This window comes from Caballeronia catudaia (assembly GCF_001544755.2).
GTDB classification, from domain to species: domain Bacteria; phylum Pseudomonadota; class Gammaproteobacteria; order Burkholderiales; family Burkholderiaceae; genus Caballeronia; species Caballeronia catudaia.
Genome location: NZ_FCOF02000037.1, coordinates 1 through 26,501 on the forward strand (window position 1 = coordinate 1; position 26,501 = coordinate 26,501).

The 26,501-nt window shown below is 64.8% G+C and carries 25 protein-coding genes and 1 pseudogene; 16 read left to right on the top strand and 10 right to left on the bottom strand.

Annotated elements, in window-relative coordinates:
* The first annotated feature begins 154 nt into the window (after positions 1 to 154).
* Genes AWB75_RS27745 through AWB75_RS27755 form a run of 3 tightly spaced genes read left to right on the top strand, consistent with a single transcriptional unit; the run spans position 155 to position 2,773 of the window.
* Positions 155 to 1,483: an MFS transporter gene (locus AWB75_RS27745; protein ID WP_061127228.1), complete on the top strand. Its 1,329-nt coding sequence runs from the start codon at positions 155 to 157 to the stop codon at positions 1,481 to 1,483.
* Positions 1,484 to 1,515: 32 nt separating this feature from the next.
* On the top strand, positions 1,516 to 2,076 hold the full coding sequence (locus AWB75_RS27750) for an RBBP9/YdeN family alpha/beta hydrolase (RefSeq protein ID WP_061127229.1): 561 nt from the start codon (positions 1,516 to 1,518) through the stop codon (positions 2,074 to 2,076).
* Positions 2,063 to 2,773 carry a DsbA family oxidoreductase gene (locus AWB75_RS27755; protein ID WP_061127230.1) on the top strand — a complete coding sequence of 237 codons (711 nt, stop codon included), beginning with the start codon at positions 2,063 to 2,065 and terminating at the stop codon, positions 2,771 to 2,773. The genes AWB75_RS27750 and AWB75_RS27755 overlap by 14 nt, the downstream gene beginning before the upstream one ends.
* Positions 2,774 to 2,875: 102 nt before the next feature.
* On the opposite strand, the gene bktB is transcribed toward AWB75_RS27755, so the two are convergent.
* From bktB to AWB75_RS27795, 8 genes and pseudogenes are all read right to left on the bottom strand, one after another.
* Entirely contained in the window at positions 2,876 to 4,072 is a 1,197-nt protein-coding gene (bktB, locus tag AWB75_RS27760; protein ID WP_061127231.1) for a beta-ketothiolase BktB, read from the bottom strand.
* Positions 4,073 to 4,113: 41 nt separating this feature from the next.
* Complete coding sequence (locus AWB75_RS39530) at positions 4,114 to 4,158, bottom strand: hypothetical protein (RefSeq protein WP_407642174.1); 45 nt, start codon at positions 4,156 to 4,158, stop codon at positions 4,114 to 4,116.
* Positions 4,158 to 4,358: pseudogene (locus AWB75_RS38230) on the bottom strand (FAD-dependent oxidoreductase); the annotation flags it as partial. The pseudogene AWB75_RS38230 and the gene AWB75_RS39530, both read right to left, overlap by 1 nt.
* A gap of 34 nt (positions 4,359 to 4,392) precedes the next feature.
* On the bottom strand, positions 4,393 to 6,195 hold the full coding sequence (locus tag AWB75_RS27775; RefSeq protein WP_061127233.1) for an acyl-CoA dehydrogenase: 1,803 nt from the start codon (positions 6,193 to 6,195) through the stop codon (positions 4,393 to 4,395).
* Positions 6,196 to 6,355: 160 nt separating this feature from the next.
* Complete coding sequence (locus tag AWB75_RS27780) at positions 6,356 to 7,402, bottom strand: AraC family transcriptional regulator (protein ID WP_235012271.1); 1,047 nt, start codon at positions 7,400 to 7,402, stop codon at positions 6,356 to 6,358.
* Positions 7,403 to 7,410: 8 nt separating this feature from the next.
* Positions 7,411 to 8,754 (bottom strand): TAXI family TRAP transporter solute-binding subunit, encoded by a 1,344-nt coding sequence (locus tag AWB75_RS27785; protein WP_061127234.1) that lies wholly within the window; start codon positions 8,752 to 8,754, stop codon positions 7,411 to 7,413.
* 608 nt (positions 8,755 to 9,362) lie between these two features.
* Positions 9,363 to 9,620, bottom strand: a complete 258-nt coding sequence (locus tag AWB75_RS39360; RefSeq protein WP_327219971.1) for a universal stress protein — start codon at positions 9,618 to 9,620, stop codon at positions 9,363 to 9,365.
* 27 nt (positions 9,621 to 9,647) lie between these two features.
* Entirely contained in the window at positions 9,648 to 10,331 is a 684-nt protein-coding gene (locus AWB75_RS27795) for a CBS domain-containing protein (RefSeq protein WP_061127272.1), read from the bottom strand.
* Positions 10,332 to 10,589: 258 nt separating this feature from the next.
* Between AWB75_RS27795 and AWB75_RS27800 the strand changes: the two genes are divergently transcribed.
* The 13 genes from AWB75_RS27800 to AWB75_RS27855 all read left to right on the top strand — a co-directional run bounded on the left by AWB75_RS27800 (position 10,590) and on the right by AWB75_RS27855 (position 22,515).
* Positions 10,590 to 11,489, top strand: a complete 900-nt coding sequence (locus AWB75_RS27800; RefSeq protein ID WP_061127235.1) for a LysR family transcriptional regulator — start codon at positions 10,590 to 10,592, stop codon at positions 11,487 to 11,489.
* Between the two features lie 185 nt (positions 11,490 to 11,674).
* Entirely contained in the window at positions 11,675 to 12,997 is a 1,323-nt protein-coding gene (locus AWB75_RS27805) for an MFS transporter (protein WP_061127236.1), read from the top strand.
* A gap of 30 nt (positions 12,998 to 13,027) precedes the next feature.
* Positions 13,028 to 14,068 (top strand): amidohydrolase family protein, encoded by a 1,041-nt coding sequence (locus AWB75_RS27810; RefSeq protein WP_061127237.1) that lies wholly within the window; start codon positions 13,028 to 13,030, stop codon positions 14,066 to 14,068.
* Positions 14,065 to 14,733, top strand: coding sequence for an RraA family protein (locus AWB75_RS27815; protein ID WP_061127238.1), 669 nt, complete (start codon positions 14,065 to 14,067; stop codon positions 14,731 to 14,733). Before AWB75_RS27810 ends, AWB75_RS27815 begins: the two co-directional genes overlap by 4 nt.
* Complete coding sequence (locus tag AWB75_RS27820; RefSeq protein WP_407642172.1) at positions 14,694 to 15,134, top strand: hypothetical protein; 441 nt, start codon at positions 14,694 to 14,696, stop codon at positions 15,132 to 15,134. Before AWB75_RS27815 ends, AWB75_RS27820 begins: the two co-directional genes overlap by 40 nt.
* Before the next feature lie 197 nt (positions 15,135 to 15,331).
* Positions 15,332 to 15,466 (top strand): hypothetical protein, encoded by a 135-nt coding sequence (locus AWB75_RS39210; protein ID WP_268807874.1) that lies wholly within the window; start codon positions 15,332 to 15,334, stop codon positions 15,464 to 15,466.
* Between the two features lie 51 nt (positions 15,467 to 15,517).
* Positions 15,518 to 17,053: a hypothetical protein gene (locus AWB75_RS27825; protein ID WP_061127239.1), complete on the top strand. Its 1,536-nt coding sequence runs from the start codon at positions 15,518 to 15,520 to the stop codon at positions 17,051 to 17,053.
* A gap of 193 nt (positions 17,054 to 17,246) precedes the next feature.
* The gene (locus AWB75_RS27830) at positions 17,247 to 18,146 is read left to right on the top strand and encodes a FecR domain-containing protein (protein ID WP_061127240.1); all 900 of its coding nucleotides are present in this window, start codon (positions 17,247 to 17,249) and stop codon (positions 18,144 to 18,146) included.
* Positions 18,143 to 19,021 carry a Tll0287-like domain-containing protein gene (locus AWB75_RS27835; protein ID WP_061127241.1) on the top strand — a complete coding sequence of 293 codons (879 nt, stop codon included), beginning with the start codon at positions 18,143 to 18,145 and terminating at the stop codon, positions 19,019 to 19,021. Before AWB75_RS27830 ends, AWB75_RS27835 begins: the two co-directional genes overlap by 4 nt.
* Position 19,022: 1 nt before the next feature.
* Entirely contained in the window at positions 19,023 to 20,381 is a 1,359-nt protein-coding gene (locus AWB75_RS27840; protein ID WP_235012272.1) for a serine/threonine-protein kinase, read from the top strand.
* Positions 20,382 to 20,408: 27 nt separating this feature from the next.
* Positions 20,409 to 21,221 (top strand): PP2C family protein-serine/threonine phosphatase, encoded by an 813-nt coding sequence (locus AWB75_RS27845; RefSeq protein ID WP_061127242.1) that lies wholly within the window; start codon positions 20,409 to 20,411, stop codon positions 21,219 to 21,221.
* 166 nt (positions 21,222 to 21,387) lie between these two features.
* On the top strand, positions 21,388 to 22,029 hold the full coding sequence (locus tag AWB75_RS27850) for a M35 family metallo-endopeptidase (RefSeq protein ID WP_061127243.1): 642 nt from the start codon (positions 21,388 to 21,390) through the stop codon (positions 22,027 to 22,029).
* A 6-nt stretch (positions 22,030 to 22,035) separates the two neighbouring features.
* Positions 22,036 to 22,515, top strand: coding sequence for a hypothetical protein (locus tag AWB75_RS27855; protein WP_061127244.1), 480 nt, complete (start codon positions 22,036 to 22,038; stop codon positions 22,513 to 22,515).
* On the opposite strand, the gene tagF is transcribed toward AWB75_RS27855, so the two are convergent.
* Together tagF and tssM are read right to left on the bottom strand one after the other, a co-directional pair.
* Positions 22,508 to 23,095: a type VI secretion system-associated protein TagF gene (gene tagF / locus AWB75_RS27860; protein ID WP_061127245.1), complete on the bottom strand. Its 588-nt coding sequence runs from the start codon at positions 23,093 to 23,095 to the stop codon at positions 22,508 to 22,510. The genes AWB75_RS27855 and tagF overlap by 8 nt on opposite strands.
* Entirely contained in the window at positions 23,095 to 26,496 is a 3,402-nt protein-coding gene (tssM, locus tag AWB75_RS27865) for a type VI secretion system membrane subunit TssM (RefSeq protein WP_061127246.1), read from the bottom strand. The genes tagF and tssM overlap by 1 nt, the downstream gene beginning before the upstream one ends.
* Positions 26,497 to 26,501: the final 5 nt, after the last annotated feature.

Consider the following 26,501-nt stretch of genomic DNA (forward strand, 5'->3'; position numbering starts at 1 on the left):
GTCGACGAAACCCTCGCCGCGAACGGCATGGCGCCGAACCGCAAGGCCGGCCAGATCAACCTGCCGCTGCGCGCGGCGTAATCGTATCGAAAAGCGGCCCTTCGCTCACGCGAACAAGGAAAGCCGTCGACAAGATTCATGAAGGAGACAGTTCATGCACATGCAACAGGCCGCACCGACTGCGGGTGAAGTTTCGAAAACAAAGGGCGACGTGCGCGCCTATGCCTGGGTCGTATTCGCACTGACGGTCGGGCTGCTGCTTTCCGACTACATGTCGCGGCAGGTATTGAATGCCGTATTTCCGATGCTCAAGTCGACATGGAGCCTCTCCGACACGCAACTGGGATCGCTCAGCAGCGTGGTCGCGCTCATGGTCGGCGTGCTCACGTTCCCGCTTTCGGTGCTCGCCGACCGCTGGGGCCGCGTGAAGAGCATCCTCCTCATGGCAGCGATGTGGAGTCTCGCAACGCTCGGCTGCGCGATTTCGACCAACTACGGCGAGATGCTGCTTGCGCGGGCTTTCGTCGGTATCGGCGAGGCGGCTTACGGCAGCGTCGGCATCGCGGTAGTGCTCAGCATCTTCCCGGCGCGGCTGCGCGCGACGCTCACGGCCGCCTTCATGGCGGGCGGCGCGTTCGGCTCGGTCATGGGCATGGCGATCGGCGGCGCGGTCGCGGCGCATCTCGGCTGGCGCTCGGCGTTCGGCGCGATGGCGGCGCTCGGAATCGTGCTGGTCGCCGTGTACCGGATCGTCGTCACCGAGGCGCGGCTCGCGTCGTTCCAACCCGTTGCCGATGGCGTGAAGGCGGAAAGCCCCGGCATGCGCATGAGCTTGCGGGCCCTGATGAAGGGGCTTTTTTCGACGAGATCGATCGTATGCGCCTACGTGGGCAGCGGCTTCCATCTGCTGGTGCCCGCCGCGCTGTGGGCGTGGCTGCCGAGTTTTCTGAACCGCTACTACGGCATGGCGCCGGGCAAGGCTGCGGTCGGCGCGGCCGTGTTCGTAATGGTGACCGGCCTTGGCATGGTCGTGTGCGGCAGCCTGACCGACCGGATCAGCAGGAACGCGCGTGAAAAGAAGTGGCTCACCGCCACCGCGTTCTGCCTCGCCTGCTTCGCGTTTCTCGTGCTCGCCTTCCGGATGCCGGCGGGACCGCTACAACTCGTGCTGATCGGGGCTGGCATGTTCTTCAGCGCTGGCGCAACCGGGCCGTCCGGTGCGATGGTCGCGAACCTCACGCCGCCCTCGATCCACGCGTCCGCGTTCGCTACCCTGACGCTCGTCAACAACCTGCTGGGCCTGGCGCCTGCCGCGATCCTCACGGGGATCGTCGCCGACAGGATCGGGCTCCTGGGCGCGCTACAACTGGTGCCCTTTGCTCCCCTGCTTGCGGCGATCGTGTTCGCCATCGGCAAGCGGCACTACGCACGCGACCTGGACCGGGTGGCGACGCTGCGCGAAGCGGCCTCGCGCTGCCCGTGAAGCCACCACTCATCACGCAAAGAACGATTCCCATGACTCTCGATACGACACCCACCATTCTCATCGTGCCGGGTTTGCGCGACCATGTCGCCGAACATTGGCAAACCCTGTTGCAGCACAAACTGTCCAAGGCGGCCTCCGTGCCCCCGCTGGAACACGACAAGCTCAGTTGCGCCGCGCGCGTCGCAGCGCTCGATGCGGCCCTCGCGAAAATCGACGGCCCGGTGATTCTGGTCGCGCACAGCGCGGGCGTCATGATCACCGTTCACTGGGCCCGGCAGCATGACCGCAAGATCCACGGGGCACTTCTGGCCGCGCCCGCCGATCTCGAGACCCCGTTGCCGGAAGGCTATCCGGCCTTCGATGCACTCGCCGACAACGGCTGGCACCCCATTGCGCGCAAGCCGCTGCCGTTTCCGAGCATCGTCGGCGCGAGCCGCAACGATCCGCTGGCGAGCTTCGAGCGCGTGCGGCAGATGGCGCAAGACTGGGGCAGCCGCCTCGTCGACCTGGGCGAGGTGGGTCATCTCAACCCCGCCGCGGGCTATGGCGAATGGCCGATGGCGGAGGCGCTGATTCATGATCTCGTCTGAACGCCCGCACGTCGCCACGGCGGGCCGTGAGATCGGCTACGGCCGCACGATGACGGTCGAGGTCTTCTTCGATTTCATCTGCCCCTGGTGTCTGATCGGCAAACGCAACCTGGAGGCGGCCATCAGCCGCTTCGCTGCCTTGCGCCCCGACGTGCGCCTGAAAGTGCTATGGCGCTCCCATCAGCTTCTTCCCTCGATGCCGCTCGCAGGCATGCCTTATCAGGCGTTCTATCTCGACCGTCTTGGAAGTCATGAAGCCGTGGCGGCAAGGCGTTCGCAGGTCCGACGCGCGGGCATCGAGGCCGGCGTCGAGTTCTCGTTCGAGCAGATCGAAGTGATGCCCAACACGGCTGCCGCGCACGACCTCGTGGCCTACGCGGCCAGCCGTGGCAATGAAGCGCGACATGCCCTGCTGATCGAGCGCCTGTTCAGCGCGTACTTCATGGAGGGAAAGGATATCGGCGACTGGCGCGTTCTGGAGCGTCTCGGCGTCGAGTGCGGTCTCGAGCAACAGGGCGTCGTGAATCATCTCGCGGAATCGAGGCGCATGGCCAATCCGACCGCTCGCCTCGTGCCGCCTGCCGACCATCATTCCGGCGGCGTTCCGCACTTCGTGTTCGACGCGTCCTGCGCGCTTTCCGGAGCCCATTCTCCCGGCGCGATCATCGAAGCGATGATGCTGGCGGCTCGCGACTGAGGCCAGCCGCGAGCATAGGCCGCGAGCTTACGCGGCGTAGTCGTACACGCCGCGTCCCGTCTTGCGGCCGGGGCGTCCATCCATGCGTCGGCCTCCGTCGGATCACTGAAGGTTTTCGAAGATCGCCGCGATCCCCTGACCACCGCCGATGCACATCGTGACGAGCGCGTACCGGCCGCCGATGCGCTTCAACTCGTAAAGCGCCTTGACGGTAATCAGTGCGCCGGTCGCGCCGATCGGATGGCCGAGCGAAATGCCCGAACCGTTCGGATTCACTTTGGCCGGGTCCAGTCCCAGCTCGTTCGTGACCGCGCATGCTTGTGCGGCGAAGGCTTCGTTGGCTTCGATCACATCGAGTTGAGCGATGTCGAGGCCCGCGCGTTCGAGCGCCTTGCGCGTCGCCGGCACGGGACCGATGCCCATGTAGGCGGGATCGACGCCCGCATGCGCATACGACACGAGCCGCGCGAGCGGTTTAGCGCCGCGCCGCTCGGCGACGCTGCGCTCCATCAGCAGCACGGCCGCCGCCGCGTCGTTGATGCCCGATGCGTTGCCGGCCGTCACCGTGCCGTTCTCCTTGACGAACACCGGCTTCAGCTTCGAAAAATCGCCGGCGCTGGCATCGTGGCGCACGTGCTCGTCGGTATCGAAAACGGTCTCGCCCTTCTTCGTGCGCAACTTGACCGGCAGGATCTGCTCGCGGAATCGCCCTTCGGCGATAGCGCGCGCCGCCCGCCGATGCGATTCGAGCGCGAGCGCGTCCTGCTCATCACGCGAAATCCCGTACTTGCGCGCGACGTTCTCCGCCGTCACGCCCATATGGATCGTCTGGAACGGGTCGTGCAGCGCACCGAGCATCATGTCGACGAGCTTTCCGTCGCCCATGCGCTGCCCGAAACGCGCGCTCGGCATGGTGTACGGCGCGCGGCTCATGTTTTCCGCGCCGCCGCCGATCGCGACGTCCGCATCGCCCAGCAAAATCGTCTGCGCAGCCGAGACGACGGCCTGCAAACCCGAACCGCACAGGCGGTTCACGGTCAGCGCCGGCACATGCTGCGCCACGCCGCCGTCGATCGCCGCGACGCGGGCGAGATACATGTCCTTCGGTTCCGTATGAACCACATTGCCGAAGACCACGTGACCGACTTCATCGCCTGCGACGTTTCCGCGCTGAAGAACTTCGCGCACGGTCATCGCGCCCAGTTCCGCAGGCGAAAAATCCTTCAGGCTGCCGCCGAATTCACCGATTGCCGTTCGGACTCCACTCACCACCACGACTTCACGTCTTGCTTCGCTCATTGATTCCCTCCGGTTCGTTGGCGCTTGCGCGCATTCGGCGATTACATGTTCGGATAGTTGGGCCCGCCGCCTCCCTCGGGCGTCACCCATACGATGTTCTGCGTCGGGTCCCGCAGACGCCCGGCTCGACGCCCTGCTCCGCCGCGCGCTGTTTCAGGCGGATCGCGGCGGATAGTCCGGCGGGTCCGCCGCCGACGATCACCACGTCGTAGTCCATCGATTCACGCGGACCGTATTGCTCGATCCAGCTTCCAGACGCAAATGCGCGTGCCGTTTCCGACGTCATGCCGCCCTCCATCGTTCACGATTACGCGGTCGCGTCAGAATTGCGCTTCGCTCAACGCGAACAGCGGATCGTCGCCGCGCGCGGAAACGATGGCCGTCTCGAGCCCGCGGGCTTGCGTCAGAACATATTCGGAGAAGCAGTGCGCGGTCGCGATCTTGGCCCCGAAAAACTGCGGATCTTCGGCGCGCTTGCGCTGCGCCACGAGCAGCGCGCGCGCCATCTGCCAGCCGGACAGCACGATGCCCGCGAGCTTCAGGTACAGCACGCCGCCGCCGAACACCGCGCGCGGATCGCGCTTGCCCGACTCGAGCACATAGGCGATGACGTTCGCGAGCGCGTCGCGTCCGTCGGCGAGACGGCGGTGCATCGCGTCGAATACGCGCGCGGCGTCGCCTGCATCGGCGGACTGCAATGCGGCGAGCGTGTCGTCGATCTCCTTCAGCAGCGCGCGGGCTGCCGCGCCGCCGTCGCGCATCGTCTTGCGGCCGACGAGATCGTTGGCCTGAATCGCCGTCGTGCCTTCGTAGATCGACAGGATGCGCGCATCGCGATAAAACTGCGCCGCCCCCGTTTCTTCGATGAAGCCCATCCCGCCGTGCACCTGCACGCCGAGACTCGTGACGTCGACGGCCATTTCGGTGCTCCAGCCTTTCACGACCGGCACGAGGAATTCATTGATCGCGCGATGCCGCGCGCGGGTGTCGGCGTCGTCGTGATGATGGGCGATATCGGCATGAGCGGCCGCGACATAGGCGAGCGCACGCGCGCCTTCGGTCATGGCGCGCATCGTGCCGAGCATGCGCCGCACGTCCGGATGCCGGATGATCGCGACAGCTTCCGTGCCCGAGCCGTCGACGGGACGGCTCTGAATGCGTTCCTGCGCGTAGGCGACGGCCTTCTGATAGGCCGCATCGGACTGCGCGATGCCCTGGAGACCCACGCCGAAGCGCGCCGCGTTCATCATGATGAACATGTATTCGAGGCCGCGATTCTCCTCGCCCACGAGGTAGCCGGTCGCGCCGCCCTTGTCGCCGTACTGGAGCACGGCGGTCGGGCTCGCCTTGATGCCGAGCTTGTGTTCGATCGAAACGCACTGCACGTCGTTGCGCGCACCGAGGCTGCCGTCCTCGTTCACCAGAAACTTGGGCACGAGGAACAGCGAAATGCCTTTCACGCCTTCCGGCGCATCCGGCGTGCGAGCCAGCACGAGGTGGACGATGTTCTCGGCCATGTCGTGCTCGCCCCAGGTGATGAAAATCTTGGTGCCGGACACCTTGTAGGAACCGTCGTCCTGCCGTTCGGCGCGCGAACGCACGAGCGCCAGATCGGAGCCGGCTTGCGGCTCGGTCAGATTCATGGTGCCGGTCCAGGCGCCTTCGATCAGCTTCGGCAGATAGCGCGCCTTCAGTTCATCCGAGCCGGCGGTCAGCAAGGCCTCGATGGCGCCGTCGGTCAGCAGCGGGCACAACGCGAACGAGAGATTCGCCGCGTTCAGCATCTCGATGCACGGCGACGCGATCAGCTTCGCCAACTCCTGTCCGCCGAATCCGGCCGGATGGCTGACGCCCTGCCAGCCGCCCTCCGCGTACTGGCGGTAGGCATCGGCGAAGCCAGGCGATGCCGTCACCTCGCCGTCATGCCACTCGCTCGGGTGCTGATCGCCCGCCGCGTTCAACGGCGCGATGACTTCGGCGGCCAGCTTTGCGCCTTCATCGAGAATGGCGCGGGCGGTGTCCGCGTTTGAATCGGCAAGGCCGGGAAGCTGACACAGGCTTGCAATACCTGCCAGTTCTTCCATGACGAACAGCATTTCCTTGACGGGCGGCGAGTAACTCATCGATGACTCCTGACACGCCGCGTTCCGATGAAATACGCGCTGCGGCGGCGAATGTTGATATGTTGCGATGCATGGTATCAACGCCGCCTGGTTCCCTCGCTACCGAAATCTGCCCTTTCACTGACAAAATCTGCCAACCGGAATGACCTGTCGTCCAGGCTCAGCCTTCCTTTTGCAGCCTGTATGCCGCCGGTGTGCTGCCGGTCCAGTGACGAAACGCACGATGAAATGCGGTCGGATTGTCGAACCCGACGTCATAGGCGATCTCGGAAATCGAATCGCCCGAACGGGTGAGACGCTGAATCGCGATGTCCCGGCGCACTTCGTCCTTGATTGCCTGGAAGCTCGTTCCTTCCGCTTCGAGACGGCGGCACAGCGTCCGCATCGAGTAGTGCAACTGTTGCGCGACGGCGTCGACGCTCGGCGTTTTCGGCAGGCTCGCGGCGATGCACTGCCGCACCTGATGACACACCATCTCCTCCGTGAACGAAACGAAAATCCAGTCTTCCGGCGCGCGCTGGAGGAAGGCGTCGAGGTCTGACTTTCGCTGGCGGATGGGGCGGTCGAGGTAGACGGCATCGAACACGAGGCGTGTGCGATCGCGGCCGAAACGTACCGGTCCGGGAAACAGATACAGCAGATCGCCTGACTGCGCGGGCCGCAGGAATTCGAATGACGCTTCGACGAGCGGAATCCTCTGCCGTATGAGCCACGATGCGACGCCATGCACGAGCTTCAACATGAGTTCCCGCGCAAGCGCGCTTGCCTTCGGCCCTTGCGGATTGACGACGAATTCGACGATCGCGTCAGGCCCTTCCCTGCGTGAGGCGAGTTGAAATTCATCGAGGATCAGATGGAAGAATTGTCCGAAGCGATGAAGCGCCACTTCGAGCCGCGGCGCATCGAGAAGACTCAGACAGAGGAACTTGAGCGTGCCGTTGCGCAGCGGACGCGCGAAGATGCCGGGCATCTCGTCGTCGAGTTCCATTGCGAGCAGCCGGTAGAGCGTCGAAAACTGCTCCTGCGTGACGCGTGCCGCCGGCATGCTCAGCAGGTCGTGCGGAATGCCGGAATACCCGGCGAGCCGCGCGACCGCGGCCCGGTCGGCGCCGGAAAGAAAACCGTTGACGACCGAAATGGGAACGGTCGTGGAAAACGCATCCGGGCGTGATCGCACGGCGCCGGGACGAGAGGCCGATCTTGTCATATGCACATCTATTCGCGTTCTTTCATTGCTGCCATTGATATACGGTCTCTCACGACACTGATCGCCTGCTTGAGCGCGTACACATCGTGAAGATGCCGCGAAGGCACGCGTATCCGGCTTGCGTTGACGTCGATGTATTCCAGTTCGTTCCACCATCGCGCGATCTCGTCGGCTGACGGATGCGCTGTCTTCCAGATTTCGTCTTCCAGCGATTTCAACGCGCGATACCAGACCACAAAGCGATTATTGACGCGCGACTCGAGCATGCGCGGCAGTGCCTGCATTATGCCGATGAGCACCGCCATGAACGGCAGCAGAATGAGCAGACGTCTTTCTATGAAGCTGGCCAACCAGAATGGCAGATAGCGCTGCAAGAAAGGCCGGCCCGACTCGAAATACCGCTCGCTTTCCTTCGACACGGGGAACTCGGCGGTATTCAGATTCGGGAATGCGCCCAGTGGTGTGAAATAGTCCTCGCCGGCGTGCACCGTCCTGGCCGCATCCAGCAAGAGATAAACGAGTGCAGGATGCAATGCGTCCTTTGCCACCAGCAGAGCCGTCGAAGCGAGCAAGGTGACATCGGACGTCGGATTGTCGTCGACGATACTCGTGGACGCCCGTGGAAACGTGACCTTCGAAAGAGACGGAAACTTCTGCACGATCGCGTCGGCCTGCGCGAAGCTCACGAGCTTCAGGTCGCTGTTGAGCAGCGTCTCCTGCATGGGCGCGTCAGGTCTGCCTATGAAGAAAGCGGCGTCGAGACTGCCGTCTTCGAGGCGCCGGTAGGCCGCCTGTGCATCGACCTCCGTCAGTTGCGAATTGTCTCGGGTCACGCCGCTGAACGCGAGCAAGGCCAGCGACACGCGCAACAGGCCACTGCCACGAATTCCGATACCGATCCGCTTGCCACGCAACTGTGCGAGCCGGTTGACGATCACGTCCCCGCGATAAAACACCCATATGGGTTCATACGAGACTGCTGCGATCGTCTGCAATCCATCGCTTTCCCGCGCTTCGACCGTGCCGGACTGAATGAAGCCGACCTCATATTCGCTATTGCTGTCTTTGAGCCGCTCGTAATTCTCTACGGATCCCGAAGAAGGTCTTATGTCGAGCGTTACGCTGTCACGTTTCAGGATAGGCGCATATTTGTGCGCAAAGCCTTGATAGATGCCATTGTCGGCGCCGGTCGTCATGATGATTCTTGTCTGAAACGCCGGTTCGACGATACCGAACAGCGTCCAGCCGAGCATGGTCAGCAGGATCACCGCACCGGTGATCGCCAGCAGCCGTCGCCGAGATGTAAGCGGCAGCCTGTACCTGCGATGAAATGCTTTTTTGTGCCGCGGCATCGTCCGGACCTCACGACATCGGTTCGCGTTTCGTCAGGCGCTTTCATGATCAACCGCCGCTTGCCTTGTCGACCGCCCGCGTCCGTTGCGCCCGCGCCTCCGTGATCAGCCCATAGGAGGCATAGTATTTGAAAATATTGCGTACATAGGTCGTGGTTTCGCTACCTGTCTTCTCCGCGTGTGAATACCTTTGTTCCGAAGATGCAAGTCTTGGCGACGCGTTCTTCGTCAGGAACGCGGACTGGCAAGGAAGCAGACTTACGCGACGACTAGAGTCGCGACGGGGCGATGTTGGTCCCGCTTTCCCCGGAGGCCGAAGCAGCGGCTGGTGCAATCGCCGCCGTCGGCGTCGGTGCCGGCGTTGAGCCGCTGAGAAGGAATCCAGCCGATGTCAGGAAAATAACGGCTGACAATAGTATTGCCATGGAATTTGCCTCGCCGCTGTGGGCGGCGCCTGCGGGCGCGGACCGCCATGCGCGCGGCACCCCAACGACTGGCGCCGTACTATCAAGCTACGCCTGCACCTCGCCATGCAATTGATGTGTGTCAAATCACCTGTGCGACGAAAGCGCCGATGCGTGGCTGGTCACCGGAACGTTCGGACGAACTCAAGGGGAAACCTTCTCCCATCCGGGCCCCGGATCGCGTGCTGGTGCTCGGCCTCGCATCGTGTCTTCGAGAATTGCCGCCGGTGCGCCACCGCCGCGGAGCGCGCGGTCCACGACATAAACAACGCGTATGTGTGTGTCGGGGGTCGCGAGCATGGTGCCCGTGGCGAGCGCCGCAAACGACGTCGGACTGCCATCGATCGCGAACAGGATGCGCTGCAGTGCAACGACTTGCCTCCCGGCAGGCAGCCGATGCACTTGCTGGCTCAACCCTTTCCCACGCGACTAGGCAGCCGGCGGACGCCCGAAGTGCGCGATGACGTCCTTGACGCCCGGCGCGTTCTCCGCGGCGACGCGAATGGCGTTGCCTTCTTCCGCCCCGACGACCGGTCCCCAGAGGTGCACGACCCCGTTCTCGACGATGACGTTCTCCCGCGCGATGGCCCAGGGCTGGCCTTCCATCGCAGCGAGCACGTCTTCGCGAATCGCGTGATCGCCGTTCTCTGCCGCCGTGGGCACTTCGGGCGCCATCGTCACGAGCGCGCGAATCAGGTTGGAGCGGCTCACGACGCCGACCACCTTGCCGTCGCGCATGACCGGCACGCGCTTGATGCGTCGACGTTCGAGCAGCTCCGCGATGTCGCCCACCGGACAGGATTCGGTGATCGTCGTGACGTCGGTGGTCATCACATCCCTGACCTTCCTCGCGTGCTCCTTCACGTACTGGCTCGCCAGCTCGGTCGTCGACGCCACCATTTCGAGCCACCAGGCACGCTGTTTGACGCCCGTTCCAATTTCCGCCCGATGCATCAGATCACCTTCCGTGATCATGCCGAGCAGCCTGCCAGCCTCGTCGACGACAGGCATTCCGCTGATACCCGCAAACACCATCGTGCCTGCCGCGTGCCGCACGGACATGTCGGGGCTGGCGGTGATGATCGAAGTCGTCATGATGTCGGAAGCTCTCACGTTCATCTCCTGTCTCAATAGCAAACTCGGGCCGACGCACCTTCAGATTAATTTCCAAATGCACATTAGGCAAAGATTCGACGAAGTGGCGAACTGATATTAAGTCAGTCAGGAAAACCGGTTCTTCGGATCGCATTCGCAAATCGCACCAATCGCGTCATTCGTTGCTGACAGCGAAGGCGCGGCCGCCTCATTCGACTTATGACATCATGACGTTCCCAACGCAGAAGCGCTCGCTCACCGGATTCCACAACGTCGATGAACTTCAGGTCCTTGCAGTGCTTCGTCATTCTTGCCGAGGAACTGAACTTCAGCCGTGCGGCCGAGCGTCTGCATATCGCGCAACCCGCGCTGAGCCAGCAGATCAAGTTGCTGGAAGACCGGCTCGGCACCCAGCTCGTCGATCGCGCGCGGCGGCCGCTGCGCCTCACCGAAGCGGGCCACTATCTCTGCACGGAAGCGCGCCAGATTCTCGGCTCCTGGGAACAGGCCAGCGTCGGCGCGCAGGAAATCGGCATTGGGCGGCGCGGCTGGCTGTCGATCGGCTTCACGCGATCCGCGATGTACAGCATTCTGCCGCCCGCGCTGAAGGCGTTCCATCAATCGCGCCCGGAAGTCGAGCTCAAGCTGTTCGAGATGCTGACCGAAGAGCAGACCGACGCGCTGCGGGACATGCGCATCCACGTCGGCATCGGGCGGCAGCCGCTCGCGATTCCCGGCTGCTCGTCTTATCCCCTGCTGCGCGAGCATGTCGTGGCCGTACTCTCGCCGGATCATCCGCTCGCGGCCAAGAAGAAGGTGCGTATCGTCGATCTGGCCGATACACCGCTCATCCTCTATCCGAAGCATCAGAACGCGCAGTTCAAGCGCACCGTGCAGTCGCTGTATCGCGATGCCGGCGTGACACCCTTCGTCGCGCATCAGGCCTACGAAATCCAGACCGCGATCGCGCTCGTCGCAGCGGGGCTCGGCGTGACCTTCGTCGGCGAATCGGTGGCGCGGCACGGACGCACCGACGTCGTGTTCCGTCATCTCGCGGGTCCGGGCGCGTCGCAATGGTCCACGCTCGCCGCGACCTTCCGCACGGACGATGACTCGGCTCATCTGCGGGCCTTTCTCGACTGCCTGCCACCGCCGCTTGCCGACGTCGCACTATAAGCGAAGCCTTATAGAAGAATAAGGAACGCGTCTTGGACGCGGGCTGCCGCGCTTCTTATCATCGGTTTTCGTGCTCGACCGGCTCGCCCTGCGCGCGGCCGTTCCCGAGCGGCGCACGGCGAAAGCCGTTCGTCAGGCAGGGCCGCAGAGCCCTCATGATCCGATGAAAAGAACGTGGAGACGGCATGACCCCATTCAGTGAAGCGGCGACCATGCGAAAGGTGTACGGGCGGCTCATGCCCCTGCTTTTCGCGATGATGTTCTTCAACTATCTCGACCGCATCAACATCGGCTTCGCGGCGCTCGACATGAACAAGGCGCTCGGCTTTTCGCCCGCCGTGTTCGGCTTCGCGGGCAGCATCTTCTTCGTCGGCTATATGGTGCTCGAAGTGCCGAGCAACCTGCTGCTGCATCGCGTGGGCGCGCGCCGCTGGATCGCGCGGATTCTGCTGACGTGGGGCGCGGTGGCCGCCGTCACTGCCTTCGTCTTCGACGACAAGAGCTTCTACGTGCTGCGCTTTTTGCTCGGCGTGATGGAAGCGGGCTTTCTGCCGGGCGTCGCGGTGTATCTGACGAAGTGGTTCCCGGAGCGTTACCGGGCGCGCGCGGTGGGCGGCTACATCATCGCGGGATCGTTTTCCGCGGTGCTCGGCGGCCCGATCTCGACCGTTCTGATGACCTACGCCAATGGCATCCTCGGCCTGCAGGGATGGCAATGGATGTTCATCCTCGAAGGCATTCCGGCGATGCTGCTCGGCCTGCTCACGCTGCGCATCATGACGGAGCGCCCCGCCGACGCCGACTGGCTCGCCGACAACGAAAAGCAATGGCTCGAAACGACGCTCGCGGCCGAGCGTGAAGCCGTTGGCGGCAACACGCATTTTCCGCTGCTGCGCGTGGCGGGCGACATCCGCGTATGGAGCCTCGCGTGTCTGTTCGGCTGCGCGCTGGTGGGCATCTACGGGCTCTTTCTGTGGCTGCCGCAGATCGTCAAGAGTCTCGGTCATCTGAGCAATATCGAAGTCGGCTTTCTGTCGGCGGCGCCGCCGCTGCTGGGCGTGCTGGGCACCTTCATCATCAGCCGCAGTTCCGACCGCACCGGCGATCGCAAGAAGCATCTCGCCTTCGTCTACGGCATGAGCGCCATCGCGATCGCGGGAAGCGCGTATGCGCCGAATCCCGTCATCGCTTATGCGCTGCTTTGCGTGACGGGCCTCTTCATCTACGCCGGCAACCCGCTGTTCTGGAGCCTCGCGTCGTCGTTCAGGACCGGCGCGGCGGGCGCGGCGACCATCGCGCTCATCAATACGATCGCGCAGTTCGGCGGGCTCGTCGGGCCGTGGAGCATCGGCCTCGTGCGCAACGCAACGGGCAACTTCAAGCTCGCCTTGCTGACCATCGCCGCGTTCCTGGTCGTCGCGACGGTCATCGCGCTTGTGATGCGCGTCCGGCCCGCCGACGACGAAGACGCTTCGCTGCCCGCCGCCGATCCGGCCGCGCGCACCTGAATCCCGATCACGACGACAGGAAAACCCCGCATGATCATTGATTGTCACGGTCACTACACGACCTCGCCGCCACAGCACGAAGCGTGGCGCGCGCAGCAGATCGCCGCGCTGAAGGACGGCGCATCGCCGCCGCCGCGCCCCGCCATTTCCGACGATGAAATCCGCGAGAGCATCGAAGGCGGTCAGTTGCGCATCCAGCGCGAGCGCGGCACCGACCTCACGATCTTCTCGCCGCGCGCCGCCGGCATGGGCCATCATCTGGCCCCGGCCGAGGCCAACGCGGTCTGGTCGCGCGAATGCAACGACCTCGTGCATCGCGTGTGCGCGCTCTTTCCGCGTAACTTCGTCGGTGTGTGCCAGTTGCCGCAGGCGCCGGGCGTCGCGCCTGCGAACTGCATCGCCGAATTGCGGCGCTGCGTGGAGGAACTCGGTTTCATCGGCTGCAATCTGAATCCCGATCCTTCGGGCGGTCACTGGACCGGGCTGCCGCTGACCGACCGCTCGTGGTATCCGCTCTACGAAGCAATGGTCGAGCTCGACGTGCCCGCGATGATCCACGTTTCGTCGTCGTGCAATGCGAACTTCCATGCGACCGGCGCGCATTACATCAATGGCGACACCTCGGCCTTCATGCAGTTGCTGCAAGCCGACCTGTTCGCCGATTTCCCGTCGCTGAAGTTCATCATTCCGCATGGCGGCGGCGCGGTGCCGTATCACTGGGGACGTTATCGCGGGCTCGCGCAGGACATGAAGCGGCCGCTGCTCACCGAGTATCTGCTGAAGAACGTCTTCTTCGATACCTGCGTCTATCACCAGCCGGGCGCCGAATTGCTCGCGAAGGTGATTCCGGCGAAGAACATCCTGTTCGCATCGGAGACGATCGGCGCGGTGCAGGGCATCGATCCCGAAACCGGCCATTACTTCGACGACACGCGCCGCTATATCGATGCGATCGAATGGCTCAGCGATGCGGATCGACAGCGCATCTACGAGGGCAACGCGCGCGACGTGTACGCACGCCTGTCCGCGCAGCTCGAACGACAAGGATCGACCGAAGGAGCGACGACATGAATCCGGCCGGATGGCGCGAATACGAATCGGCGGCTCAGGCGAGCCCCGCGATCCTCGACGCCTTGCGCGAACTCGCGGTCTCGCTTCTGAGCGACAACATGGCCCGCGTGAGCGGCACGACCGGCTTGCGTGCGTTTCACCGGCCGAAGCCGATGGCCGGCACCGCGGTCACGATACGCACGCGCGGCGGCGACAATCTCGCGATCCATCGCGCGTTCGACTACTGCCGTCCGGGCGACGTGCTCGTGATCGACGGCGCCGGAGAGCTCACGCAGGCGCTGATGGGCGACATCATGGCGAGCTTCGCGGAAAGCATCGGCGTGCAAGGCCTCGTCATCGACGGCGCCATCCGCGATGTCGGCGCGCTGAGCCAGCGTGCGTTTCCGGTCTATGCGCGCGGCGTGACGCATCGCGGACCGTACAAGAACGGTCCGGGCGAGATCAATGTGCCCGTGACCGTCGGCGGGATGGTGGTGCATCCGGGCGACATCGTCGTCGGCGATGAGGATGGCGTGCTCGCCATCGCGCCCACGGATGTCGAAGCGGTGATCGAGGGCGCGCGCAAACAGGCGGCGAAGGAAGCAGCGGCGTTGCAGTCGATCGCGGAGGGACGCTTCGACCGTTCATGGGTCGCCCCGCAGCGCGACCGCATGATGAACGGCTGACGCCCGTCGTGCCCGACTATCTCGACATAGCCACACTGGTCGATCTCGCGCGACGCGCGCAAGCCCGAACGCCCGGGCCATGCGCGTGCACGAAAACGCCGCTGGACGGCTGGCAATCCCAGCCGCTGTCCCTCGACGAAACGCAGTTGCGCGAGATCGGCACGTTGATGCCCGAACACGATCCCGAGCCGACCTTCGCCGAGTATCTGCCCGGCAAGATCGGCTATTGGTCGGCGGATGCGCCGATCGCGCCGCGCTACTTTCCGTACAACCGGTGCGGCGTGTGGGAATGTTCGTCGTGCGGGCGTCTCTATCTGCGCTATACCGAAGGCGGAGGCTATTTCGTCGATCGCAGGATTCGCGCGCTGCGTCTGCATCTGATCGAGGATGCCGCGCTCTGAGCGGTGATCGCCGCGTCGCCCCCGACCATCGGGACACTCCAGCCACGCTTTTATTCCCCCATCCCGCGCAAATAAATCGCCGCTTTCGCGCGGAACAAACTCCCACTCCCCGCTGTTTTGCTTTCGACGGTCGCGGCACACCGCAGCGGCCCCGAACGGCGCGATTCGTCCAGCGAACCGGCCACGCAGGAGGAATCATGCACCGCGCAATCTATGTCGTCGACCAGAGCTACTTCAGCTTCGGCTGCTTCTATCGCGTGGACCTGCGCAGCCGCAGCGGCCGCCTCATCGAAACGCACTACGTGAAATTCAGCGAAATCGCGTGGTGCTAGGACGCATGCGGCGCAGCCATCGATCACATCAGGCTCGAGGAGACCCATTCCATGAACTACGCCTACGCCCGCTTGCCGGATATCGTCCCCTACGATGAATGGCTGAGAGGCACATCCGCGCTGCTTCAGGTACGCAGTTCGGCGCTGAAGAATCTGGACGCCCAGATACAGCTCTATCACCGCGATCGCACCGTCCACCAGTTCCATCTTCTGGTGCGCGCGTTCGAGTACTGGCAAGAGTCGGCCGGCACCGGCGATGACTGGAAGAAAGTCTCGCGCAACGGCCTGAACTACTTCACGCTGCTCGATCAGCAGTTGCGCGGCAAGGGCGACACCGACGCCGCTGCCGGCGCGCAAGACTTCATGACGCCTGCGCTCATCAACTCGCGTCTGGGCGTGCTGTATCTCTTCGGCAACATGGAAATCGAGGACGATACGTTCCAGGTGCTGCTCGAAGGCGCTTTCGAAATCACCAACGCCGGCCTCGGCTTCGCGCCGGACGGCAACGACGCCGCGTCGATCGCCGGCGACGTGCTCGACAACAGTCTCGTGCAGAAGTCGGCCTCGGTCGCGCTGGAGCAAGTGCAGCAAAAGATCAGCAGGCGCAAGAAACCCACGCTCATGAGTTCCGGCCAGCTCATGACGTCCGGCATCACGCTGCCTGCATTGAGCAGCGCGGCGCGGCGTCTCTATGAAACGATTCGCGCCAAGGTCGAGGAAGGCGCAAGAAAGCTCTGGGACATGATCCGCGAGAAGGTCGCGGATATTCGCAACGATCCGGCGGGCTTCGCGCTCGACACCATGCCCGGCCTCCTGCGCAAGCTCGTCGATTTCCTGTGCGGCAAGCTGCTCGCGACCGTCGCGCCGCTCATCGGCGCGGGCCTCGATATCGCCAAGGGCATCGCCAATACCGTCGACAGCAGCATCACCAAATATCGCGAGTGGGTGCAGGGGCGGGACGTGCAACTGATCGCCGGACACCCCGGCACCATCGTGGAGGCGATCCGGCGCGCGATGAAGCTCTCCATCGGCGCGGGCGTCTACGACATGGTCAAGGGCGGCGCGAGTCTCGGCTTGCAGATCGCGAGCCAGGGCGCATCGACCATCGTGGATGCCGTCGTCTCCATCATGGAAACGCTCGCTAAGGTCATCTGGAAGATCGTCGAGATCAAGCGCATCAAGCGCTTTTGCGAGCAGGCGAAGGCGTACTGGGACGCGCGCATGCAACGCGACGCGCTGCATACACGGCCGATCGCCTTCAATAGCTGGTTCAAGCGTTACGCCGTGCCGATACCGGCGCTCTCGGTGCTCGCGCTGAATTCCGGCATCTGCGGCGACAAGATGCATTTCCTCGCGATGTTCAAGGACAACGAGACCATCGTCACGCAAACGGAGTTCACGGCCGGCTGCAAGTACGTCGATGACCTCAAAGTCTGGGGATCGAACTATCTGGGCGATGCGGGCTTCGCGTTCAAATCGGACGATGCGACGATCAAAGGTCTGCTCACGCTCGCCGCAAGCCACACGGAAGTGCAGACCTGGGACCTGAAGCTGCGCAAGGCCGTTCTGGGTTTCCTGAACGGATAGCGGCTTCACGCGCGACCCATCCGGCGCCTTCGCATTTGCGAAGGCGCTTTCGTTTTCGGCCCGCGCTTCATGACGCCGGCAACACTCATCCCCGCGATTTCTTCCATCGCCACGCAAAAAATATCGCTGGAATAGAAGCCGGCGCCGGGCTGTTTTCGTCGCAATCCCTTCACGTTCCGAGGCATAGATCCCGATGAACGCCAGAACCAGATTCCACGCTCTGCGCATCGGCTTCGCCATTGCGTGTCTGTGCGCGCTTCACAGCGTGCGCGCGAGCCAGTTCATTCTGCTGCCGGAAGGAACCGTCACGCTGATCCGCGCGACGACCGTCTTCAACGTCGATGCGCCGATCGCGCTGGAACAAGGCGATCTGCTCGCCACCGCTGCGCAGGGCGGCGCACAACTCGAAGCAGACGGCACGATCGTCGCGCTCGGCGCGGACACGCGCATCGCCATCGACGCCGCGCCGGGCGGCGATTCGCTCGCGCTGCTTTCGGGCTGGATCAAGATCGCGCGCACGAAGGCGAACGCGCCTTTTTCGATCGACACGCCGACGCTTCAGTTCGCCTTGCGCGACGGCGTGGCCGTGCTGCACGCGAACCGCGACGCGACCTCGCTTTTCCTCGAAACGGGCGGCATGACGCTCACTCTGCCCGAACATGCCGACGCCCATCGACAGCTCGACGGCGAGCACTACGCCGCGCGTGAAGCAGGCAAACCGCTCGATGTGAGCACACGCCCGGCGTCCGCGTTCATCGCCGGGATGCCGCGTCCGTTCCGCGATCCGCTCGCGTCGGTGGCGTCGGTGGCGTCGGTCTCCGCGCCCGCGAAGGCGAAGCTCATCGTGCCGTCTCAGGGCCGCCCGGCGACCTTTGCCGATCTCGCCGACTGGCTCACCGCGCCGCTCGCCGTTCGCCGCAGCTTCGTCGCGCGATTCCGGCCGCTGGCGCACGGCGAGCCGTTCCGCTCGCAAGTGCGCCAGAACCTGCGCACGCTTCCCGAATGGCGGCGCGTGCTGTGCCCGCCTCCCGCCATGCCGCGCAGGCGCGCAGTCGTGCCCGTGCAGGCCCAATCGACCGAGGTGGAGTCATGAGACTGTCGCTCGCCGTCAAATTCAACCTGGTGTTTTTCGCGGTCTTCGTCGTCGGCTTCGTCTCGGCCGGATTCGCCGCGCGCGAACTGCTGCGCCGCGCGGCCATCGAAGAGACCGTGCAGAATGCGCGCGTCCTGATGGAAGCCGCGAGCGCGGCGCAGAACTACACCGCGACACAAGTCACGCCGCTCCTTCAGACGCAGCTCAAATACAGTTTCGTGCCGCAGTCGGTGCCGGCGTTTTCGGCGGTCGAAACGCTGATGACGCTGGAAAAGCGTCTCGCCGGATACTCCTATCGCTCGACGATGCTGAACCCGACCAATCCGCGCGACCGGCCTTCGGACTGGGAAGCGGACGTGATCCGGCATCTGCACGACAAGCCGGAACTCAAGGAAATCGTCGGCCTGCGCGATACGCCCTCGGGGCAGAACCTCTATATCGCGCGCCCGAACCGCATCAACGACGCGGCCTGCATGGAGTGTCACAGCGTGCCGTCGCGCGCGCCGAAGACGCTCATCGACAAGTACGGTCCCGACAACGGCTTCAACTGGGCGATGCACGAGGTCATCGGCGCGGATTTCGTCTCGGTGCCGATGGCGCTGCCGGTCGCGCGCGGCGACGCGGTCTTGCGCACCTTCCTCGCGTCGCTGCTGGCGGTGTTCGTGCTGCTGCTGATCGCGCTGAACGTGACGGTGCATCTGCTCGTCACGCGGCGCATCCGTGCGCTCTCTCGCGCCGCCGATCAGGCGAGTCTCGGCGAGCTCGACGGCGCCAATTTCACGGAGCGCGGCCGCGACGAAATTGCTTCGCTCGCCGCGTCGTTCGCGCGCATGAAGACGAGCCTCGTCGAAGCATTCAAGATGATCGAGGCATGAGGTGGCGACGCCCGCCGTCACGCAACTCGGCAAGTACCGCATCGAGTCGATGCTGGGCGCGGGCGCGATGGGCATCGTCTATCGCGCGTTCGATCCGCACATCGAGCGCCATGTCGCGCTGAAGACGGTTCGCCACGAGTTGTTCGAAAGCGGCGAGCGCGAGAGCCTGAAGGCGCGTTTGCGCAACGAAGCGCAGGCGGCCGGCCGGCTCGTGCATCCGAATATCGTCGGCGTGTATGACTACGGCGAGACGGCGGACACCGCCTATATCGCGATGGAGCTCGTAAGCGGACAGGGACTGAAGCAACGGCTCGACGCAGGCGGCCCGCTCGAACTCGCCACCGCGCTCGACTGGTTCGGGCAACTGCTCGCCGCGCTCGGCTTCGCGCATGAGCACGGCGTCGTGCATCGCGACATCAAGCCTGCGAACCTCCTCGTGAGCGCGCAAGGGCGGCTGAAGGTCGCGGACTTCGGCGTCGCGCATGTCGAATCGTCCACGCTGACGCTGGCGGGCGCGATGATCGGCACGCCGAGCTACATGTCGCCGGAACAGTTCACGGGCGAATCCGTCGACGGGCGCTCCGACCTCTTTTCCGCCGCGATCGTGCTGTATCAGATGCTCACCGGATGCCGACCGTTCGCGGGCGCGTCGCAAACCGAGGTCATGCGGCAGATCATGCACGAGACACCGCGCGCGCCTTCCGCATGCAATCCCGCGCTGCCGGCCGCACTCGACGACGTGCTGATGCGCGCATTGTCCCGGCGTCGCGATGCACGCTTTCAGACGGCGAACGCGCTGCGGCGGGCACTCGATGATGCAACGAACGGCACGTCGACGGCAGCGGAAGACGACCGCACGATTCTCGAAGCGCCGCCGGTAACGCTTGCCTCGGGAACGGGCTCGTGGCGCGGCGACTCCCTGCCCTCGCCGACGATGTGGCCCAGCGCCATGCTTGCGTCCGTCGAGACGCGGCTTGCCGCGCAGATCGGGCCGGTGGCGCGTCTGCTCGTGCGGCGCGCGGCGGCGCGCATCGGCGATGCGCCGGACCTGCCCGCGCTCGTCGCGCTGCTCGCGCCGCATGTTCCCTCCGACAAGGGCCGTGCGCAGTTCATCGCCGCCTTCGCGGATGGATCGAAAGCGGGCACGTCGCAAGGACCGTCGCCTTCTTCATCGCTCGACGCGGAAGAGGTGCGGGCCGCCGCGCTCAGGCTCGCCGTCTATCTCGGTCCGATCGCGCAGATCATCGCGAAACGCGAGGCGTCGCGCGCGGCCAGCCTGCGCGCGCTGCACGAGCGGCTCGCGGCGGCGATCTCCAACGAAGCCGACCGCGCGCGTTTCGAGCGCGATGTCGGACTGTAACGACACGCATCAGAAGGAGCACGACCGATGGATCATTGCGCACCCATCCGCCTGGCGACTTGCTCGGCGTTCGGCCTCACCGACGCGGGGCGCGTGCGCCGCGAAAATCAGGACCGCTTTCTGATCGATTCGACATCGAACCTCGTCGCGGTCGCCGACGGCATGGGCGGTCACGCATTCGGCGCACGCGCCAGCGCGACCGCGCTCGAGTGCATCGCCGCGCGGCTCGCCGCCGACGCCATGCCGCGCGGTCACGCGGGCGTCACGTTCGCCGATGACCCCGACGCGACCGTCCACGATGCGTCGGCGTGCGCGATGCGCGCCGCCGCCGACGCGCTCGGCCACGCCAACGCGGTCCTCCACGCGATGAACCTGCATGAGCGTCTCGCGCATCGATCGATGGGCACGACGTTGACGGGCATCTGGCAGCCCTCCGGCTCCGCGCAGCTCATTTCGTTTCATGTCGGCGACAGCCGGCTCTACCGCTATCGCGACGGCGCGCTGACACAGTTGTCGCGCGACCAGACGCTTTATCAGCAGGCGCTGGAGCGCGGGGACATCGAGCATCTGCCGCCGCGCAACGTGCTGTTGCAGGCGCTGGGCCCGCTGCCGTCGATCGCGCCCGTCGTGCACGCGCATGCGTGCCTGCCCGGCGACCGGTATCTGTTGTGCAGCGACGGGCTGCACGGCGAGGTTGCGCATCGGGAGATGGAAGCGGCGCTCGGACATATGACGCCGCATGGTATCGATGAGGCATGCCGAAGCCTTGTTGCGCTCGCGCTCGATGCGGGCGGCAAGGACAACATCACGGCGGTCATTGCGTGCTTCGATGGCAGATAGGATCAACACCCCCGTTCGCTCAGGTTTCCGAAGTTATCATTCCTTGACTCTACGAAGCATCGACTCTGCCAAGTCTCATCGACACAAAATGACGTCGACCGATTCCATCTGGCGCCCAGTTGCGTTAGGTTCACCGTTCTCGTGGTTAAAAGGAGGACGCCGAAGAATGACCAAAGAACTTTTCCTTGTTCGCACGTCTATGACTAACACCGAGGAGGGTTCGTCGGTAATCATCGATGTGAACACGCAACGCATATGCCCGAACATGAGCAATGCGGCGTTCCGTGAGCTTGTCATGCGATTGCGCGATACCGCGATCACGATGATCGATACCCGCTATCTGGCTCTTGCGCGCTACTGGGACAAAGAACGAGCGCCCGTCGAAATGTGGTTTGGCAAGTCCGATGAGAGCCTCAAACAGATGCTTCTGACAGGATTACCCAAGCTCAAGGCCGCAATGCTGGAACTGAAGGCCGAAAAGATCGTGAGATACGACGATGAACTCAGTACGTATCTAACTTGTGTCCCGGCTGTATCGGGTCCCGGCGTCACCGCCGCGGTTTGCAAGCCGGATTCATCGAAGCGCATTATTGCTATCTATCCTGAGTTTTGCGGGCTGCCGGAAACACACAGGCAAAAAAACTCTCAGTTGAAAACGTTGATTCATGAATGTACGCATTTTGTGGACACGTTCGACTCATTGGATACAGTCTATGGATCGGGAGACGGCCTTGCGATATGGGCCAAAATGAACTCCGATCGGACAGAGAAAAATGCCGACAGCATCACCTGCTACATTGCGAATTGATCGGATATGAAAAAAGCCAGATTCCCTGAAACGACACTTCTTTGCCTCGCGCTTTCCGTTGCCGCCTCTGGCGCTTTCGGGTGCACAATACTGCAATTCATGGAGAGCCGTATCCCGCTCAACTCCGTCGGCATACCTAATGCAGATCGAATCAGGATCGCTGAAATGGTTATCGCGGCACGGGGATGGCCTGACACCGAGATAAGAGGCGTGATTCAGGCGGCGGCATATGTGCGTGAAGATCATCCGAACGAGCTGGTAAAGCAGCGTGGCGAACGTCTTAAGCGATATCTGCTGCAACTTGGTCTGAAAGAGGAAAATTTCTGGATGGAGCCTCATGTTCTGACCGAAGAGGAAGCCCATGATTCTCATGGCGATCTAAACATCAATCAGCTAGGCGTCACCCTTTATCCGATTTGCGAAGGTGGCTGCGATCGGCTCTGCAACGATCCTCACGTTACGCCGGTTATGAAGACAATCAAATAGCCGAAAGATGCGCGCGACCCTCGAACAGCCCCGCGACGAACGCCGCATCGGGCAATCCCGCGCTCACGCGCGCCGCGTCCGCGTGCCACCAATCGCTCATTCCCCGCGCGCCTGCATGTACCGGCGTCGAACCGCCGATCAACTCTTCCGCAGGCGATAGCCCCAACAATCCGGCATCGAAATCCGCGAGACACGCGCCCTTATCGAGCGTCGCGAGCGCAAGCGCGCTGCAACGCGCGAACCACGCGCGAGCATGCGGACGCCACATCGGCCATGCGCGCGGCTCGACGGGCGCGGCGATCGTGAGCGGAAAGTGACGGCCCACGCTGTCGACGCTCGGCATCAGCACGCCCGCCCATCCGCTCTTCCCCAGAACGCCGCCGCCGAGCGCGAAGCACCACAGCGGCGCGGTCAGATAAGCGTCGAGCCACGCATCCCCACGCGACGCGCGGCTCGCGAGCAGGCCCGCCTGCAACATCGCATCCCACGGCTCGACGAAGCACGGCGGCAAGCGCCGCGTCACGAAGTCGCCGTTGCCGCGCACCTTGCCGAAGCATCCGGCGACGCCCGGCGACGTCATCACAGATGCTCCGGACAACGGAACTGCTCGAGCGGCGCGCGCCGGAACGGATTCACGACGCTGGTCGCATCCAGTTCGAGCACGGCCTTGCGTCCGGCGGAATCGAGCGTGAGCCTGTAGCGGTCCGGCTGCGCGGTGCCTTCGAGCCTGCCGGTGTCGATCAGATGCAACAGCGCCCACGGACCGCTCGCATCGAGCGACGCGATTTGCGTCGCGGAAGGCGGATCGAACCGCGCGCTCGTGCGGCCGGTATTTTTGCCGCTCGGCCATTGCAGCAGCATCGACTGGAGACCGTCTGGCTTCAGCGCGAGCTGCTGCCCGTCGATGTCGAGATTCACCTGCGTCACGCCGGGATCGAAGGAAAGCACCTTCACGCGAAAGCGGATCGACATGTCGCGGCTGCCGTCGTGGAAAAACGCGTCGCGGATCTGCGCGGCGCGCTGGAACTGCGCGAGCGCGTCGCGTGGCATGCCCGCGGGCGGCGTGCCGGCGCGCCATTGCCAGACAGCGCCGCTCGTGTCGACAAGCGCGGCGAGGTTCTTCTGGAAGAAGTCGTCGATCAGACCGCCCGGCGCGAACAGCTTGCCGAAGTCGTCGGCGGCGACATCGCGGGTCGAGCCATGCACGAACGGATAACGGCCATCGAGCGCGCGGCGGCATAACGGCCCGGCGTTCGCGTTCCACTGCGCGTCGAGACGGGCGCGCTCGCCGCCTTCCACGAGCGCCGTGCCCGCCGTGGCGAGCGATGCCGCGACGGGAATGAGCGGCGCCGGCGTCGACTGGCTCGCGAGCCTCAGCTTGCCGAGCGCGTCTCCGGCGGGCGTAGGCTGACCCAGTCTGCGCGCGGCGTCGGCGGCGTCGAGATAGACGGCGGCGTCCTTCAGCGGCGCGAGCACGCGATCCAGCGAAGCGGCGTCGCCCGGCTTGCCAGCAAGGTCGTGCAACGGCTGAAAGTGCTCGTCGACGCGTGCAACCGCGAGCGTCGTCTCGCGCGCCGCCGCGACGATGAACTTCCTGAGCGGCGAATCGGGCGCGGCAAGCGCGTTCGCGATACGCGCGCCATCGGCGAGCGCGGTGACGGGCACGGCGGTCACATCGTCCAGCAGGGCATCCCATGCGTGGATATAGGCATCGACATAACGCGCGTCGAGCGCGGCGCGCAACGCGGCGACGCCGTCGGGCGTGAGCGCGGCATCTTCGCGGCCGAGCACCCAGGCGTCCTTCGCGACATCGGCGAGCGCGGTGTCGCGCAGCCGCATGTATTGCGCGTAGCCGGCGCGCGTGTACGCACCCGCCACGCCGGTCGTGAGCGGCGCGCCGCTCGCACGCCTGAGCAGCAGCGGCGCGTTCGGTCCGGCTGCGGCGCTCACGTCGAACGCGGTCAGATTCGCCTGCGCGAGCTCGCCGTCCACCCGGTTGCCGATGCGCTGCGACAGCGGCAATTCGGCCAGACGCGCGCGCGCCGCCTTGATGAGCGCGTCGTCGAGCGGCAGCGAAGGATCGAAGCGCGTCTTGTCGAACAGCGCGGCGAGGTGCGCATCGAGCGCGCTTCTTTGGGCCGGAGTGGCGTCGCCGGCGAGCGCCGCGATCAGATGGCCGCGCAACGCGGCGGGATCGAAATGACGCGCGTCGCCGAGCATCAGATAGGCGCGCAAGGCTTCATAGCGATATGCTTCGGATGACGAATCATTTCCCGAACCGCCGTCGCGCAACTCCTGCGTGAGCTTGCCGGCCGCGAGCGGCAGCAAGGTCTGATCGAGCAGGCGCCGGTATGTCACGCGCGCTTCCTGACCGAGCTTGTCGCCCTGATAGAGCCAGAGCCGGGTGAGCCACGGCACCGGCTTGCCGGCGTCCGCATAACCGCCGGGCAGCGCGCGCGCCGCATCCAGCAATGGCAGCGCCGCGAGCGGGTCCGGGGCCGCGTTCGCCTCGCGCGCCAGTTGCGCGACGTGCCGCGTCTGCCGCTCGAACTCGGCGACATAGGCGCGGTTGCGCTGGTAGCTCACGGCCATGCAAGCGAGCGCGAGCATCAGCGTGACACCGACCAGCGCGAGCCCGCCGCGCCGCAGCCACGCGCTGCATCGCTCGAAGCGCGCGTTCGCGCCCACCAGCCCGGATTCCGCGATCACCACGTCCTTGAGCAGCCGGTTGATGAAATAGGCACGTCCCGACGCGTCGCGATGGTATCCGGCATCGCGACGCAAGCCGAGCGATTGCGCGATGGCGCTGATCGCGCGGTCGATCGGCCGGCCGTGCTGCGTGCCGCTCGTGAAGTACACGCCGCGCAGCAGCGGCGACGCCTCGAAGCGCGTGCCGCGAAACGCGCCGTCGAGAAAGCGCCCGAGCGCCGGTTGCAGCCCCGCGAACTGCTGCGCGAAGCCGTACACGCGCGCGCGCCGCTCCACGTCCGTTTCACGCTGCATGCGATGCACCACGCGCGCCTGCAGCCGCGCGCCGAGCGCATCGAATTCGGCCGGGAAAGCGGCGAGCGCGGCCCCCGCGCCCGGCGACTCGTCGAGCGTGAAGGTGATGCCCCATACCTGGTTGCGCTCCGCCTCGTCGAGATCGTCGAAGAACTCGGTGAAGCCCGCGAGCAGATCGCACTTCGTCACGACGACGTAGACCGGCAAGCGCACCCCGAGCCGCTCGCTCAGCTCGGTGAGCCGGCTTCGGATGGTGCGGATGTGCGCATCACGCGCGGCATCGTCCTGGCGCACGAGATCCGCCGCCGAGACCGCCACGATCAGACCGTTCAACGGCCGGCGCGGCCGGTATTTGCGCAGCAGTTGCAGGAAGCCCGTCCACGCGGACTCGTCGGCTTGCGCGTCGCTGTCCTGCGTCGTGAAGCGGCCCGCGGTATCGACGAGCACGGCGTCGTCGGTGAACCACCAGTCGCAATGGCGCGTGCCGCCGACGCCGCCGATCGCCTCGTCGCCGAGCTTCTCGCGCAACGGAAAGCGCAGGCCCGAATGCGCGAGCGCCGTGCTCTTGCCCGTGCCCGGCGCGCCGATGAACATGTACCACGGCAACTGATACACCCATTGACGGCCGTTGACGCCTTTCATGCGCGCCTGCCGCAGGATCGCGAGCGCCTGCTCGAAACGCTCGCGCAGCACCGCGAGTTCCGCGCTGCCGGCCGCCGCCGCCTGCCCCTGGCCCGCCACGCCGCTCATGAAGCGCAGATTGACGAGGCGCGAGGCGCCGAGCCGCATACCCCACGCCAGCGCCCACGCGGCGGCGAGCGCGGCCATCGCGATCCAGCGGCCGCGCGGCGATTCGAGCGGCGCGTGTCCGTCGAACGCGAGAAGCGGCCCTTCGAACCAGACGACGACGAGCAAGGCGAGCACGCCCGCGAGCGTGATCCACTTCGGATTCCTGATCGTTGCGACAAGCTGTTTCATTGATG